Annotated in this window: 15 protein-coding genes; 8 read left to right on the top strand and 7 right to left on the bottom strand. The window is 39.6% G+C overall.

Features of this window, described 5'->3' with window-relative positions:
- The first annotated feature begins 125 nt into the window (after positions 1-125).
- Positions 126-809, top strand: coding sequence for a MaoC family dehydratase (locus tag FH976_RS00890; protein WP_194089019.1), 684 nt, complete (start codon positions 126-128; stop codon positions 807-809).
- A gap of 84 nt (positions 810-893) precedes the next feature.
- Positions 894-1,172: a peptidylprolyl isomerase PpiC gene (ppiC, locus tag FH976_RS00885; RefSeq protein ID WP_190331610.1), complete on the top strand. Its 279-nt coding sequence runs from the start codon at positions 894-896 to the stop codon at positions 1,170-1,172.
- 8 nt (positions 1,173-1,180) lie between these two features.
- Here the strand turns inward: ppiC and msrQ are convergent, their stop codons facing one another.
- Positions 1,181-1,792, bottom strand: a complete 612-nt coding sequence (gene msrQ, locus FH976_RS00880) for a protein-methionine-sulfoxide reductase heme-binding subunit MsrQ (protein WP_194089017.1) — start codon at positions 1,790-1,792, stop codon at positions 1,181-1,183.
- A 13-nt stretch (positions 1,793-1,805) separates the two neighbouring features.
- Positions 1,806-2,825, bottom strand: coding sequence for a protein-methionine-sulfoxide reductase catalytic subunit MsrP (gene msrP, locus FH976_RS00875; protein ID WP_194089015.1), 1,020 nt, complete (start codon positions 2,823-2,825; stop codon positions 1,806-1,808).
- A gap of 198 nt (positions 2,826-3,023) precedes the next feature.
- On the opposite strand from msrP, the gene FH976_RS00870 reads away from it, so the two are divergent.
- On the top strand, positions 3,024-3,563 hold the full coding sequence (locus FH976_RS00870) for a cytochrome b (RefSeq protein WP_194089014.1): 540 nt from the start codon (positions 3,024-3,026) through the stop codon (positions 3,561-3,563).
- On the top strand, positions 3,560-4,144 hold the full coding sequence (locus FH976_RS00865; RefSeq protein ID WP_194089013.1) for a YceI family protein: 585 nt from the start codon (positions 3,560-3,562) through the stop codon (positions 4,142-4,144). The genes FH976_RS00870 and FH976_RS00865 overlap by 4 nt, the downstream gene beginning before the upstream one ends.
- Positions 4,145-4,233: 89 nt before the next feature.
- Here the strand turns inward: FH976_RS00865 and nadE are convergent, their stop codons facing one another.
- Positions 4,234-5,070, bottom strand: coding sequence for an ammonia-dependent NAD(+) synthetase (gene nadE / locus FH976_RS00860; protein WP_194089012.1), 837 nt, complete (start codon positions 5,068-5,070; stop codon positions 4,234-4,236).
- Between the two features lie 138 nt (positions 5,071-5,208).
- On the opposite strand from nadE, the gene FH976_RS00855 reads away from it, so the two are divergent.
- On the top strand, positions 5,209-5,742 hold the full coding sequence (locus tag FH976_RS00855; RefSeq protein ID WP_194089011.1) for a nicotinate-nicotinamide nucleotide adenylyltransferase: 534 nt from the start codon (positions 5,209-5,211) through the stop codon (positions 5,740-5,742).
- Here FH976_RS00855 and FH976_RS00850 read toward each other — a convergent pair.
- On the bottom strand, positions 5,730-6,350 hold the full coding sequence (locus FH976_RS00850; RefSeq protein ID WP_194089010.1) for a hypothetical protein: 621 nt from the start codon (positions 6,348-6,350) through the stop codon (positions 5,730-5,732). The two genes, FH976_RS00855 and FH976_RS00850, sit on opposite strands and share 13 nt — an antisense overlap.
- Before the next feature lie 280 nt (positions 6,351-6,630).
- Between FH976_RS00850 and FH976_RS00845 the strand changes: the two genes are divergently transcribed.
- Positions 6,631-7,737, top strand: coding sequence for a 1-acyl-sn-glycerol-3-phosphate acyltransferase (locus FH976_RS00845; RefSeq protein WP_194089009.1), 1,107 nt, complete (start codon positions 6,631-6,633; stop codon positions 7,735-7,737).
- A gap of 157 nt (positions 7,738-7,894) precedes the next feature.
- Here the strand turns inward: FH976_RS00845 and FH976_RS00840 are convergent, their stop codons facing one another.
- The 3 genes from FH976_RS00840 to FH976_RS00830 all read right to left on the bottom strand — a co-directional run bounded on the left by FH976_RS00840 (position 7,895) and on the right by FH976_RS00830 (position 13,343).
- The gene (locus FH976_RS00840) at positions 7,895-9,229 is read right to left on the bottom strand and encodes a lysine N(6)-hydroxylase/L-ornithine N(5)-oxygenase family protein (protein ID WP_228767291.1); all 1,335 of its coding nucleotides are present in this window, start codon (positions 9,227-9,229) and stop codon (positions 7,895-7,897) included.
- Between the two features lie 22 nt (positions 9,230-9,251).
- The gene (locus FH976_RS00835; RefSeq protein WP_194089008.1) at positions 9,252-12,077 is read right to left on the bottom strand and encodes a GNAT family N-acetyltransferase; all 2,826 of its coding nucleotides are present in this window, start codon (positions 12,075-12,077) and stop codon (positions 9,252-9,254) included.
- A gap of 66 nt (positions 12,078-12,143) precedes the next feature.
- Positions 12,144-13,343 carry an MFS transporter gene (locus tag FH976_RS00830; protein WP_194089007.1) on the bottom strand — a complete coding sequence of 400 codons (1,200 nt, stop codon included), beginning with the start codon at positions 13,341-13,343 and terminating at the stop codon, positions 12,144-12,146.
- A 166-nt stretch (positions 13,344-13,509) separates the two neighbouring features.
- On the opposite strand from FH976_RS00830, the gene FH976_RS00825 reads away from it, so the two are divergent.
- Together FH976_RS00825 and FH976_RS00820 are read left to right on the top strand one after the other, a co-directional pair.
- Entirely contained in the window at positions 13,510-15,261 is a 1,752-nt protein-coding gene (locus tag FH976_RS00825) for an IucA/IucC family protein (RefSeq protein WP_194089006.1), read from the top strand.
- A gap of 131 nt (positions 15,262-15,392) precedes the next feature.
- Positions 15,393-16,160: an ABC transporter ATP-binding protein gene (locus FH976_RS00820; protein ID WP_194089005.1), complete on the top strand. Its 768-nt coding sequence runs from the start codon at positions 15,393-15,395 to the stop codon at positions 16,158-16,160.
- The last annotated feature ends 55 nt before the right edge of the window (positions 16,161-16,215 follow it).

Below are 16,215 nucleotides of genomic sequence, written 5' to 3'. Positions count from 1 at the left end.
TTTATACGTTGCGAATACACTTGTACGCTCGAAAGTATTTGCACAGTTTTGTGAAGTGATTCAAAATTATAGATAATTTAGCAACTGGTAAGAGTTGTGATAGATAAAAAGGGCAAAGACTCATTATGAAAGTCGTTGATATTATAAAACACAAAACAGATTCGCTAGCGAAGCATCAGTTTGATTTAAAAGAACTGATGTCACCAGTGTTAAGAGCTTACTGGACTGATTTTATTAATAGAGCGAATTCTCAACAAATTTTCCCTTGGCTTAAAGAGCATCAAAAGCCCGCAATTAATGAAGAAGTCGCTCCTGTTGCCGTACCTGAAATTGAACTTTCTGAAGACGCTGAAGCGCTTTATATCGAGTTAAGTGCAAAAGTTGGTCAAGAGCTTCATGTTGGCGATTGGTTGTCGGTTGATCAAGATCGTATTAACGCATTTGGCCAAGTAACGGAAGATATGCAATGGATTCATACTGACGCAGATCGTGCATCAGAAGAGTCGCCTTTTAAAACCACCATTGCACACGGCTTTTTAACGTTATCGTTATTATCTCGCTTGACTGATAGTGTCGATGAGAAAAACCCACCATTTCCTACTGCAAAAATGACCGTAAATGTAGGGTTAAATGAAGTTCGTTTTCCATATCCAGTAAAGGCAGGAAATCAAGTTCGTGCTCGCAGCAAGCTTTTAAAAGTGACACCGATTAAACGCGGTTTAGAGATTGAACGTGAAGTTAAGGTCGAGATTGATGGTATTCGTCGCCCAGGTTGCGTCGTCGTTTCGGTTGTCCGCCTGTATTTTTAAACGGCAATAACATATTTCTTAATAGCGCTGATTAATCTCAGCGCTTTTTTATTTTTATCCTAACCAATAAATACGAGGTTACCAATGGCAAGAACGGCTGCTGCACTACACATTCTGGTTAAGCATGAATCTCAAGCTCAAGATATTTTAGCTCAACTTAAAAAAGGCGCTAAGTTTCAAGTTTTGGCAAAAAAATATTCAACATGCCCATCAGGAAAGAAAGGCGGCGATCTTGGTGAGTTCCAAAAGGGTGCTATGGTACCTGCTTTCGATAAAGCCTGTTTTTCTGGAGAGATCCTAACGCCGCAATTAGTAAAAACAAAGTTTGGATGGCATGTAGTTAAGGTTCTGTATCGTACATAGTCTTGATACTACTTGGCCGTTTTTATATTTAACCAACGTTTGATTTTTTGTCGGCGTAGGTACAGCAAAATAAAGCTAATCATTAAATAAATAATAGGCTCAACGATGCCAGATTTCACGGACCAATAGTAATGAATTGGAGCAAGGATTGCGGCGATATAAACCCAGTTATGTAACTGTTGCCATTTCTTCCCCAGCTTTCTCTGCATTGATTGTGTTGACGTCAACGTGAGCAAAAATAAAATTATCCATACAATCGCGCCGATAACAAGATAGGGACGTTTGATTATTTCGCTGCCTAATAACTGCCACTCTAGCGCCAAATCTAACCATGCGAAGCTGCTTAAATGTAGAAGCGCCCATACAAAAGTATAAACGCCAAGCAAACGACGGACTCTTATTAACGCACCTAGTTTGAATTGTTGTACCAATGGCGTGATAAGCAGGGTAATAAGTAAGCTATTAATTGCCGCTTTACCTGTAAAGTGGATGATTGGCTCGACTGGGTCTGCGCCTAAATATCCATTACTGACAGCAAAAAATAGCCATACAAATGCAAAGATATGCCCAGTATGTATGACAACTTTGATCCATATTGTATGCTTGGGCGTTAATCTCATACATACCTTCCGTTTAATAGTTTTTCTTTAGATCTAGGTTTTTATAAAGTGATGCTACTTGTTCACCGTAACCGTTAAACATCAAAGTATCTTGTCTACGCGAGCTAAATAAACTTCCCTCACCGATAAAGCGTTCACTTGCTTGGCTCCATCTTGGATGATCAACATTTGGGTTAACATTGGCATAAAAACCATATTCATTCGAAGCCAATAAATTCCATGTCGTAGGTGGTCTTTGCTCTAGTAGATGTATTTTAACAATTGATTTAATACCTTTAAAACCATATTTCCATGGAACAATTAAGCGTAGTGGGGCTCCATTTTGTGGCGCTAAAGTTTTTCCATATAAGCCAACTGTCATTAAAGTTAAAGGGTTCATTGCTTCTTCTATGGTGAGGCCTTCTACGTAAGGGTAATCAATACCACCACCAACAGAATATGACTTTTGTCCTGGCATGCGTTCTGGATCGTAAAGCGTTTCAAATGCGACATATTTAGCTTTGCTCGTGGGTTGGACGAATTTAAGTAAGCTGGCTAAAGTAAATCCAAGCCACGGCACATTCATTGACCAGGCTTCAACGCATCGATGACGATAGATCCGCTCTTCAATGGACATATTTTTCATAATATCGTCAATATCAAGCGTGACTGGCTTCGTGACTTCTCCAGTGATTTCTATTGTCCAAGGACGGGTTTTAAATCCTTTTGAGAGTTCAGATGGCTGACCTTTACTTGCACCAAACTCATAAAAATTATTGTAGGTTAACACTTTTGATTCAGGCGTTAATTCCAAACCTTGACTCGATAAAGGAGATGCAATGCCTTTAAGAGCTTGGCGAGGATCAACCTCAGGAGCGGAATCCTTCTTCTGTGAAAAAACATCAAACAGTCCAGCTTGTGCATTAGATGCAAACGGTGTTATGGCAGCCGCAATGCCAAGTTTCTTTACAATGTCTCGTCGTTGTTTATAGATCGTTTCTGGTGTTGATTGGCTTTCTTTGAGTTGCCACGAAAGAACGTTTTTTATTAACATAACAAGTTCCTTTTTTCATAACGTTTTAATTACATTGTTTGATCAATACGAATCAAGTAATAATTAAGACCAGTCAATTTAAGATTTTATTTCAATTGGTTGCTGATTAATTTTTATTATTAACATTTGAATACAAATGTTACATTTATTAATAAGTGCTTTTGATGTTCCAGCGCTATGATGAGAAGGTTTCAATAGATGAAAAGTCATGTAAAAAAGTACAATCGAATTGCAAAAGTAAACCATTGGGTTGCAGCTTTGGTGATTATTGGTTTGTTTGCTTCCGGCTTATGGATGGTGGACTTAGATTATTATAGCGCTTGGTATCAAGATGCGCCTCATTGGCATAAATCGGTTGGCTTATTACTCTCTGGTTTAACGATGTTTAGAGTTATATGGATGTTGTTAACGGCCTCACCCATTATTGATGGGACGCAGTTTGAAAAGGGTGCTGCTAAAGTTGCTCATGCTTTGATGTACTTACTGATGTTTAGTATCTTTATTTCGGGCTATTTGATTTCAACTTCTGATGGAAGAGGAATCGATATTTTTGATTGGTTTACTGTGCCATCTCTTGGTGCGTTGTTTGAAGACCAATCGGATATTTCGGGTTTGCTTCATTATTATTTTGCTTGCGTGCTCATTGCTTTAGCTGTGATACATGCCTCGGCTTCACTAAAACATCACTTTATTAATAAAGACGATACTCTACGAAAAATGACAGGAGTTATAAAATGATAAAAACAGGAATTAAAAAATATCTAACGACCGTAGGTTTATGTGCCGCCATGGTTGTTCCTATGAGTGCGATTGCGGCAGATTACGCTATTGACACAAAAGGGGCGCATGCTTCGGTTAACTTCCGAGTTAGCCATCTGGGTTATAGTTTTACTCAAGGTCGTTTTAATACATTTGATGGCACTTTTTCTTACGATCCGAGCAATATTTCAGCGTCAAAAGTAAATGTTATCGTTGATACGAGCAGCGTAGATTCCAACCAAGCTGATCGTGATAAGCATATTCGTAGCGATGACTTTTTAGATGCTAACAAATTCCCGAAAGTCACATTTACCAGTACGAAAGTTACCGATAAAGGTGATGGGAAATTAGCCGTGGATGGAACTTTGGATCTGCATGGGAAGAAAATGCCAATAACGATTGATGCAGAGTTTATTGGTGGTGGTAATGACCCATGGGGTAAAGAGAGAGCTGGGTTTAAAGGCACGACTCGTCTGGAATTAAAAGATTTTGGTATTAAAATCATGGCGGGTGCTAGCTATGTTGATTTAGATCTTTATGTTGAAGGCATCAAGCAATAGTTGGTAACTAAGTAACTAAGCAGTAATTGAATTTTACCGCTGACTTAAAGGCTCCCTTATGTGAATTTGGGAGCCTACTTTATTCCTAATTACTCATTATCATAAATAGTGGGAATCGGTTGACGCTTATGTTGTGTCTTATTATAAATATTCACTAAGCGATCAGACGCTTCTTTGGATACCGATTTACCTTCTAGAAAGTCATCAATTTGGTCATAAGTTAGGCCTAATGCGGCTTCATCTGCTTTTTGAGGATCGAGCTCTTCTAGATCAGCGGTTGGAATTTTCTTCACTAATGATTCTGGGGCGCCTAACTGCGCTGCAACTTGACGGATTTGGCGCTTATTTAAGCCAAATAGAGGAGCAAGATCACATGCACCATCACCAAATTTGGTATAAAAACCAGTAATGTTTTCGGCTGAGTGATCCGTCCCTAATACTAAGCCTCCTACATAACCTGCAACTTCGTACTGAGCGATCATGCGTGCCCGTGCTTTTACATTCCCTTTCACAAAGTCCAATTTTTCAGCTTTGGTTGGAAGTAGTCCAGTATGCTTGAGTGCTTGGTGTGTAGCATTATTCATTCCATCGACACTGGCTTTGATATTAACCGAGATAGAATGTGTTGGCTGAATAAAAGAGAGGGCTAATTGTGCTTCATCTTCATCTTTCTGTTCACCATAAGGGAGACGAACTGCAATAAATTGATAATCGTTAGTTGATAATTCTTGATTCAATTGATTGATCGCTAATTGAGCTAAACGACCACAAGTGGTGGAGTCAACGCCACCGCTAATCCCTAATATTAATGCTTTACAACCGGATGCTTGAAGACGATTTTTGATAAATGAAATTCGACGAGAAATTTCAAATTGTGCATCAATAGATGGCTGTACGCGCATTTCTTGGCGAATGTGTGGCTCCATGATGATTCCTTATTACCAGCAAATTTAAGTCATTTTAATCATATACTCAAAAGGGTTAGGGTTTCCAGTTCGAATCAACGCTTTTCGGTGGTAAACTTGAGATTAATACATTGAATTATTGTTTATAGGGAAATCAACATGGCTACCATAGCGGTATTTGGCAGTGCATTTAATCCACCGAGTTTGGGGCATCAATCGGTTATTTCATCATTAATGCATTTTGACCAAATATTGTTAGTGCCCAGTATTGCTCATGCTTGGGGAAAGTCCATGCTGGAGTTTAATGTTCGCTGCCAGATGGTAGAGAGATTTATTGCTGATATGGCATTCACCAAAGTTAAATTATCGCGTATTGAAAGTCAGCTTTATCAAGATCATCAAAAAAGTGATAACTATTCCGTAACGACGTTTGAGGTGCTTTGTGCTTTACAAGAAATGTATCCAGACGCTGAGCTGACGTTTGTTGTAGGGCCAGATAATTTTTTGAATTTCTCTAAGTTTTATAAAAACGATGAAATTATTCAGCGTTGGTCAGTGTTAGCGTGTCCTGAAAAATTAGCCGTGAGAAGCAGTGATATTCGCCGAAACTGTAGTCAAAATGTAAACATTTCACATCTAACTACTGCGTCAGTTCGGCAATTTATTGAGGAAAATCAGCTTTATAAAGTTTGATTAGCAATTAAGCGACAAAGCTGATCTGCTTGAGTGTCATTACCTGCAAATAGGGTATTAATAATAACAGAACGATGTTTTCCTGACTGTTGCATTTTAAAGGCTTCTCGAACTTTTAATGCAACTTGTATTTGGTGATGCTCAGTTTTATCACTAAAGCCTTGTAATGCCGTTGTGTGATTATCATTAAGATGTGGTATTTTTTCTTTTTGATATTCATTAGATGTTATTTCGTCAATAAAAACGGAATATAAAGCCTTTAGCGCAGTATCATTTGATGAAAACTGGAGATGGCAAAGCTTATTTACGATAGCGGTGATAAGTTCTGAGCCGCGCAGTAAGCCCGCTTGATAAGGATAGTTTCTCTGGGATCGGATAGATATCTCTATTTCAGTCACGTTTGTATTTGGTAAATAGCTTATCGCAACCAAGCAATCTATTGGTAGCCATAGAGTTTGTCCGGTTGTAAATATATATTCTTCTTTCCCCAAACGAACAATGATGTGGCCTTGTTCAATATAAATGAGTCGATGTTTGGTGGTTTTTCTTCTAGCCGTGCTGACAAGAAATGGATATTGGGTACGAGTGTGGGAAATGAGATAATTCATGTGCAGAGTTCAGGCTTCTAGTAAGAGAGGCTAAGACTAGCGTTTTCTTAAACCTGATGCCAATTTTTGTGGTTAAAATATCAAAAAACTATACTAAAAAGATCGAAGATAGCAAAACTGAGCTATCTTCTTATTCACTATTGGCGCTAATTCAGGTACTTTACGTCTCCAGTTTAAGCTTTGCATAGTTGTGTTAATGGTTACCTAAAAAGATAGGTGAAGTCGTCGAGCTAACTACAATTTTGTGCAAATTACGTTCTATTCATAACAGCAGTAAATAATGAGTATTGATAACGATCCGTATAAAGAAATTCGTCCTTATAATGATGATGAGATCCCTGCCGCGTTAGATCGGCTAATTAATGATGCTGATTTTATTAATGCCATCATTAAGTATCGGTTTTCCCATAAATCAGCTTGGTTTAAGCAATTGGTCTCGCCAATTATCAAGTTTTATCTCAAGTTAAAATGGTCGAAGCTAAAAAGTGTTGATGATATTCAATTTGAAGTGAAAAATTTTATGGGATCAACGTTAGATAAAACATCTAATGGGGTCACCTATACTGGTCTAGAAAATTTAGATCCAAACCAAGCATACTTATTTATCTCTAATCACCGTGATATTGCTATGGACCCAGCACTTGTCAACTGGGGCTTATATAATGCGGGTCATCGAACAATGAGAATTGCAATTGGTGATAATTTATTAAAAATGCCTTGTGCAACTGAAATGATGAAGCTAAACAAAAGCTTTATTGTTAAACGTTCAGCGAAAGGCCCACGTGAGATGATGAAAACATTGGGCCAGCTTTCGGCCTATATCAAACATTCTTTAGATACAAATAATTCGATTTGGATTGCTCAACGTGAAGGGCGAGCTAAAGATGGTAATGATATGACGGAGCCTGCAATCTTAAAGATGTTCCATGTCGAAGGGCGTCGTCAAAAAATACCATTTTCAGATTATGTAAAGTCGTTGAAGATTGTGCCGGTATCGATTTCTTATGAAAACGATCCACTTGATGTCGCAAAAGCGAACGAATTATACCAAATGGAAGCCAATGGTCATTATCAAAAAACAGAGTTTGAAGATATTGAAAGTATTGTGACGGGTATAATTGGGGAGAAAGGGCGAGTTCATGTAAGCTTTGGTGACGTTGTCACTGGTGATTTCGAAACCCCTGACTTATTAGCCCAAGAGATCGACCGACAAATTCACGATCTGTATAGATTGTACCCGATTAATCTTTTGGCAGCAGGTCATAAGAGCGATTCAATTACAGACGAAACAAAGGCAACATTGGCGGCGAAATTACGTCAATTACCAGAAAATGCACAAGCGAAACTAATCGAGATGTACGCTAATCCTGTTTTTAAAAAGAAGTAATTTAACTCGATTTTAAAATAAAAAAGCAATCCAAATTAATGGGTTGCTTTTTTAATGCGAGTCTAGTTCTCAGATATGTTGATTTTAGAACTGAAGTCTCATTAATGCGGTGGATACTTCAGATGCCTAAGCTTTATAGGTATCGGCTCTATACGTATTACATCGAGCTTACTGCGGCTAAATCGTGTTGCGGTTCAACATCCAACCCCCAATCTAGAATATTTTGATTTTCCGCTAATGGATAAACTGATCGTTGTGTTAAATGGTTAATTATTTTGGCGGCTCGCCAAGCGGCTAGGCTAAGTTGAGGCTCGGCGATACCGTGATTATGAGTGCCAGAATTTACAATATAGATGTGATTGGTTTGCATCCCTTTCCACTGTAAACAGTAATCTGAACTTAATATGAGACGATTATGTTGATCGGTGATCATCAAGTGTTTTAAGTTGTCAAAACAAGCCGGTAAATCGTGGGTAAATCCGGTGCAAAGAATAACAACATCGGCTTGAATATTATCCACAGTTTTGTTCAGCCCATGCTGGATTTCTAGTTGGTATGATCCATTTCTATATTGGCTTCCCACCAAGGTTTGATGAGGTTTAATTGCCCACCATTTAGTATTTCTGAGTACATATTTATCGTGATATAAGCGTTGGTAAATATTTTGCAAACAATCGGATGTGACGCCGTCACTTGAAAGCTTCTGATGGGTAATTTCTTGCTGCTTACTCTTTTGATCAAGAGGATAGAAGTGATTGACGTAATCGGGCATAAAATATTGGTCAGTGAAGCAACCTTCATCTAATTGTTCGATGTTAGGACGGCGAGTGATCCATTCAATGTGTGCAGGTTTGCCAAAGTGCTGATCAAATGTATGTTGGAAAATATCCGCGCCAGTTTGACCTCCGCCAATAATAGCGACCCGTTTTCCTGTGAGATCCGGCGCACGTAAAGCCAATTCGCTAGCGTGGAAACAGGTGCTAGATAATTGGCCTTTTATGCATTCTGGCACATAAGCCTGCATTCCCGTTCCAATGATTAAATGCTCGCTAGTGAAGGTGTCATTTTCTGAGCTAACGGTAAATTGGCCGTCTTTATACTCAACATTTTTCACGTTGCAATCGAACTGTGCATTGGGCAGTTGATGCGCAGTCCATGCTAAATAATCTGAGAACTCTAAGCGTGAAATGACCGACTGGCCAGAGGCGCAGAAAGGGTAGAATTTTTGCTGGGTCACCAGGTAATTTAAAAAACTGTATTGGCTAGTGGGATCGATAGCGGTTACTAAGTCTTTTAAAAAAGAGGTTTGCATTTTAGCATCACTTAAAAGTAAACCTGGGTGCCAACTAAAAGAGGGTTTACGTTCTAAGAATCGAGTACTCAACTGAGTTTTGTCTTGATCTGCCAATGCGGCAATACTCAAGTTGAAAGGGCCTAAGCCGATGCCGATACAGTCTAACATTGGGTCTAGTTTCTGTGGGGTAGTCATCATCTTTTCCTTTAGATTTGAGGTTTTAGAACAGTACGCGGTTAAAAAAGTCGCCACGTTCGCATTGCAATAAGGCCGCGCGTTTATGAGGGAAATCAAATTCGAATTGTTTTTTCATTCCAATACGTTCAGTTATTTTTACCACGCGGTGATTCTTGGCATTGGGTTCGCCTACGGTTCGCATGGTTTGTGCTTCATCTAAAAAGCAGTAATGTAAAATGGATTTCCCCCAAGCATCGAAAAAGGTGCCGCCACGATAATCAAAATTACCCGCGAGAATATGCACTCCACGGTCAAAATCTTGGCATTCGTAATAAGGTCCAAGACGATCTTCTGGCGCCCAATACACTTCAAAATACCCGAAAGCGACGCCATCAAACTCACCAATCACCGCAAATTGGTGCGGATCTTGAGTCATCTTTTGTAGATACTCTCGGTGCATAGCGATACTGCCTTCTAGTTCCCAAACAGGGTGGATTTGTGAGTGATTGTGCCATTGGTGAAAAATCGGCAAATCACGCTCAATATCTACCGTTCGAAATGATAGATTGCGTTTTAAGTGGTAACAGTAGCGTTGAAAGACTTGGCCCACGGGTTTACCGGGGCGTGTCGGGTGGGAAATACCATTGGCCGCGATCTGGGTTGAACTGGGTATGTCGCTGATACTTTGGTTAGTGTTGGATTGGCTAGACCGACTTTGGCGGTCATGTGCTTGATGCCAGATAGGCGCTACTTGCAAAAAAATCGCTCGCGACATTTTGTTATCGCTTAAATGTGGTTTGGCAAATTCAGGCCATTGGTTGCTTGAAATATCAGTATCGTTATAAAGATAAAAAGCGTGTTCTAGGGCGCTCCACCACATTAACGTATCACTAAATTCTGCGTCTAAATGAGTACCACCAAGATGACGAATAACATCAAATTCACCTTGATTAATGCCATGTTCATAAAGGCGGTAACGTTGATGCACTTGTTCGCCATCATCTAAATGGCTTAAGGTTTCAATGCACACGTTGCGTTGCTGGGACGCGCCTGAAGGTGAGGATGACAGTGAATTTGAAGGTTGATTAAGGGGCAGTGGTTTATAAATACGAGGTTTTGGCTCAGAGTCATAAAATGGATTAGAGATTTGGCAGTAAATCTGACTTGGATCGTCCAAGGTGGCTTCATTGAGATCAGATAAGAAACAGAAGAAGTTCCGCTTCCAATGTAAAGTTGGCGACGATAACAAGTAGTCATAAAAACTGGGATCTTTCGGGTGAGCTTGGCGCAAGGCTGAAAAACTATGCTGACATACTGTCCATAATGGACGCTCATCTAATTGGTGATCGGCGCAAATAGCCGTAATGGTATTGAGTAGGCTATTGCCGATTAAATAATAAGCTAAATAAGGATTAACTTGATCTTGCGACACAAAATACTCAGGCTGCTGTCCCTCAAATAAATTTGAAAAACGAGTTAAAGCGATATCAGTGAGTGCGATGCCTTGGCAATCTCGGTATTTCATGCCAGTAGGCAGATTGTTTTTAATATCTAACAAAATATTTTGTTGGTGAGCTAATAAAATGATGCCGTAATCACTACGAGCAATACATAGCGGCGCAATCACATTGTCCATAAAGCAAGATAACCATTGATGTGCCGCTTGTTGCAAACTGATATTTTCTGCGTTGGCGTAGGCCTTTACCCAATCCCCAATTTGGCTATGATTATTGATGTTCTGATTCACGCTCGCCAACAAATACGAACTGGCTTTGTTATTTGATTTAAAGAAAACGTTATCTCGTAAACACACCAAAGGAAGATCTAAGCATTCCCCTTCGAGAGATTTTATTGACGCCCACATTGGTTCTTGTAGGAACTCAGTATTTGGCATACGTTGCAGCATTTCTTTGCCTGCATTGGTTTGCAATAATTGGCTAAATTGCACTCCTCGTTTGACTTCTTTTTCTGTGAGAAGTCGAAGTGAATTAGTCAGTTTTACGGGTAAAGAAACCTTCAGCATCCAAGCTAAGTCTGGGTGATAAATTGCTCGGCTAGATGATGTTGCCGTCCAACCTTGAGTGGCAATTTCACAATCGATAACATGCTTTCTGAGATCAGTATCATGCTGACTTCTACGCCATGCTTGCGCTTGTAATGGATGCATTGGGAGTGCTAACCAACCTTGTTCAATTAAAGTGGGTAATGGCATTTCCGCTTTACCATCAAGATTAAGATTTTCACGCAATAATTGTTTGAAAGTGTGGTAAAGCGCTTGTGTATCACCTTGATTATTTCGTTGTGTCGCAACAAATTTAGGGTCAACCGCAAACCATTCAATTGCAAATGTCTGTCCATATTCGGGTAAATAAGCATGTTGCTCCTCAATAGTCAGTGGCTCACAACTTTTGGGAGCAGGGTGCATACTATGGCCACCAATTAATGCTTGTTCTGATTGAATAAAAGCATCTATTGAGTTTGTGTTTTGCCTTGACATGAGCGATTCATAAGCCGCTTTTACATAACGATTTGACTCGCCAACACGGTTAAAGAATCGATCGCGTTTTTCATCATTCACTTGTGGAAAGTAATGCTCAACGATGTGTTGGATAGAGGCTGAAAACTCAATCCGGTCAGTTTGTGAAAGTGAATCAGTAATAGCGTTACGACAAAGGTAAATGTCACCTTTATAACGATGTCGACCAAGGTGAGATTGGTAGCTTAATGGCAAGGCAAGTTGCTTTTCTCCTAATGGAATAAATAATGTTCGGTGATGGAGCTGGCAAGAATCTGTTTCCATTGAAAAGCTGTTAAAAAAGCTCTGTAAGCTGAGTTCGTGATGATGTGAAGATGGCTGTTCAAGTGACATGACATTCCCTTATTTAAAATCGGTATTGAGTGGATAAAATGATTACGTTAAATAACGTCTAAAGTGTTAGCTTTGACTCAAGCTGCGTGAAGGCGCTGAAAGTCTATGTTTACGTCTGAGTTGAATCGTAAAAATGAGTAATATAGCGATGCAGAAGAGTAATAAATGTTCAACATTCCAATGCAGATATAAGAACAATGAGGCGAAACCGGTACCAATTAGATGACCTGACGAGTGGGATTGCGCCAATAATCCACTGAGTTGGCTGGTGTCATTCTTATTTTCTTGGATGGATAAAAGTTGTTTTGAATACCAAGCTGGTAACGTTGATAGTGCGATAGTTAAAGTGACGCTTAATGCCACTAAAGCGCTTAAATCATGTTGGGTGAAAATAAGTAGTGCTGCGGTGACAAGTAATGACCAAAAGATACTATGCCAAGTGATGTTGGAGAAGTTAACGACATGGGGGATAAGGCAGAGTTGGTTTATTACCATCAATAAGCTGATCCCTAGCATTAGCATGGCCAGATAATGAGAAATTTTTTGGTCATTGAAACCCAATTGACCTAGGTATGGGATCAACATCAATTGATAAACCGCGACTAACATGGTGGTTAAACATGCGGTTATAAACGTTAATTGGTGATGTTTAGCTAATTGCCATGCTGAGGTTTTTCCTATGGTTTTATGTGAAACTTGCTGATGAGTGGTGAGAGTTAGTGAGTCTTTTACAAACCATTTAATCAACAACAAGCTCGTTAATACCGGAATGAGAGTGAGTAATAACATGGTGGGTAACGAAAGCGGTAAGAAGACGAGCGTGGGTCCAAGTAATCGACCTAATGTTGCCATGCCACTTAATTGCGATAATTTATTGAGCGCGGGCGGTTGTTTGTGTGCAAGGTAAGTTTGTCCAATCGGCATGAATGCACTGCTAAATAATCCTAAGCCAAATCGGCTTAATGCAGCTAACCATAACTGTGGTTCGGAGACGTGGAATAGGGCGCTGATGAATAAAATATGGCAAAGAATATAGCCGAGGGAAGCCGCGAAATAGGCTTGCAACAAACTCATCTTATGAAGATATTTTCCCCACAAACCAGATCCAATCCAGTAACTGATTAAATTCACATTGATGGCAATGGCAATCAAACCAAGATTGTTACTCTGAGCATCGACATCGAAAAGCATCGCAATTTGAGGCAGCAGCGCAATCAATAGTGTTTGGTTGACGCCTAATGTTAATAATGAACCGAATAACCACATAATTTAATCTTCAAATGATAATGCGAATAATTATCATTATATTTGTTGATTTTTGGGTCTGATGTCAATACATTGATGTAAATTCTTGGTGAATATTTCGTGCTTCATGTTTTTGGAGATGAAATAAAACCTACTTTTATCAAGGTATTATGATTTAGGAGGACGCGTGGATCATCAGTTTTGGCAACAAGCTAATCGTAAGTTAATCGCAAAAACATTGAGTGAAATTCATTTTGAGCAGCTCATCAATTACCCCCCAATGACGGCCCAAACTTTGGCATCAAAAGGGGTTAAAGGTCAGGTGTTTCAATTGGAATGTGGCGATCATTTTTGGTCTTTTAACGCAAAACTCAGCGTGTGGGGAATGTTGTTGATCAAGCCTGATTCTATTATGACTAGCCACGGTGATATTCCACTATTGAATGATTTGTTATTGGATTTACAAACTAGATTGTCAATATCAGATATGAATTTAGCGGGCTTGATTGAGGAAACACAGCAAACACTTTGGAGCGAGGTACGGTGCTTGAAAGCGCAGCAAGGTGTGACGGCGCAAGATATCGTTCAGATGGATGAGATAACGCGTCAACAATATCTTGATGCTCACCCTAAATTGATCGCGAATAAAGGTCGACTTGGGTGGGGAGAAACGGAATTAGTACAATATTCACCTGAGTCGGGCAGCTCTTTCTCGCTGCACTTTCTGGCCGTTGATAAGTCTATTTCTATCTCAGGTTTTCAGGCCGGCTTAACGTCGCAAAATTTATTTGAGTCTTTTGTCTCAAATGAAGAATGGCAAGCATTGATTTGCCAACTGCCTAAAGGTGGGTTAGAGCAGTTTGATATTATCCTCGTCCATCCTTGGCAATTACAGCGTTATTTAAAAAGCCAATTTCTTCAGTATTTTATGCAACAACAATTGATCGAGTTAGGCTCCACCTCAATGAAGTGGATTACTCAACAGTCAATTCGAACCTTAACCGCGGAAAGTTCTTCAGTTGATGTTGATGTAAAAACCGCGTTAACGATTCTAAATACATCTTGTTATCGAGGGATTCCCGGGAAATATATTGCTCATGGCGCTCGAATTTCTGTGTGGTTGGTTGATATAGCTAATAACGATCCCGTGCTAAAGGCTTGTGGTTTGCGCGTGCAGCAAGAAATAGGGGGCGTGTATTGCCCGCATCCGCATCAGTCTAAAATTGAGGGCCCATATCGATACCAAGAAATGTTGGGCTGTATTTGGCGCGAGCGAGCAGAAAGTTTGTTGTCAACCAATCAACGACCACTCTCCATGGCAACGTTAATGCAAGCCGATGGAGAAGGAACATCGTGCATTGAAGCATTAATTTTATTATCGGGTTTACCTGCTAAGCAATGGTTGCAAGATCTGTTTCAACATGTGGTGGTACCGATTTATCACTTAATGGCGAAATATGGCGTTGGCATCGTTGCGCATGGTCAAAATGTTACTTTAGTATTGGAAGATAACCGTCCAGTAGGCTGTTTGATTAAAGATTTTCATGGTGATTTACGTCTGATCGATCAACCTTTTTCTGAACTAGAAAACTTAGATCAAGATATTCAAAATAACCTTGTTCGTTTGCCCGCTCATTATCTGATCCATGACTTATTAACCGGACATTTTGTCACTGTTTTACGTTTTGTTTCGCCTTGGTTAGAAAACCTTGGAGTTACTGAAGTTGAGTTTTATCAGCTATTGCACCGCACGCTTATAAGCTATCAATCTCAGCATCCAGAGCTAAGTTCTCGTTATGAATTGTTGAATCTTTTCACGGATAAAATAGACAAAATTTGTTTAAACAAAGTGCGGTTTAAAATTGGACTAGGGGATAGTAGTGAGCGTCCTTTGCCTGAATTAGCCGAGCCGATTAGTAATCCATTATTGTTATGGTAATGGCGTAAATAATTTTTATTTGTGAGCTAATTTAGGTATAAAGGCATAGTTCAATTGATATTGCTTATGATAATCATTACTATCTCTGCGTTGAAAATAGGTTCATAAATAGTTCATTTAGGTTTCGGTGTATGTTTCAGTTAACAGATGTTGCATTTAGTACTCAAGATAAAACGATTCTGAGTCCCACTACGATTGGTTTTGAGAGAGGAAAAGTGACCAGTTTGCTTGGTCATAATGGTAGTGGTAAATCAACGTTGATCAAAATGCTCGCGAGACAGCAAGTGGCGACTCAAGGTGAGATCTTGGTTGACGGAAGTAAATTATCCGATTTATCAGCTAAAGAGTTCGCATTGAAAGTGTCTTATTTACCTCAGCATCCACCAGTCACCGATGGTGTAAAGGTTCGTGAACTGGTGCGTTTTGGGCGCTATCCATGGAAAGGCTTGTTTGGGCGTTATAGCACTCAAGACGAAGTGTTTATCGATCAAGCAATTGAACAGGTCGGATTAACTCATATGCAAGACCGCTTTGTTGCTACTTTGTCTGGCGGTGAAAGACAACGAGCTTGGGTGGCAATGTTATTGGCACAAAAAAGTGAATGTATTTTACTGGACGAACCAACATCAGCATTGGACGTGGCACATCAATATGAACTTCTCGCGCTAATCCGTGAATTAAATCAAAGCTTAGGTATGACGGTCATCATGGTATTGCACGATATTAATATGGCGGCACGTTTTAGTGATCATATGGTGGCGTTGCATTCAGGGAAAATATTAGCAAGCGGTTCACCGCAAGAGCTTATGCAGCAAGACGTGCTGCATTCTATTTACGGAATTCCTCTGGATTTATTTATTCACCCAGAAACGGGACATTCAATAAGCTACATCCGCTAATCAATATATTCGTCAATAAATGATGTATTCAAAATAGTTCTGGAGTTAATGCTCG

Source organism: Vibrio hibernica, from assembly GCF_015223435.1.
In the GTDB taxonomy this organism is placed as follows: domain Bacteria; phylum Pseudomonadota; class Gammaproteobacteria; order Enterobacterales; family Vibrionaceae; genus Vibrio; species Vibrio hibernica.
Note: the sequence above shows the minus strand (reverse complement) of the source record. Positions and strands in the feature narration are given on the sequence as shown.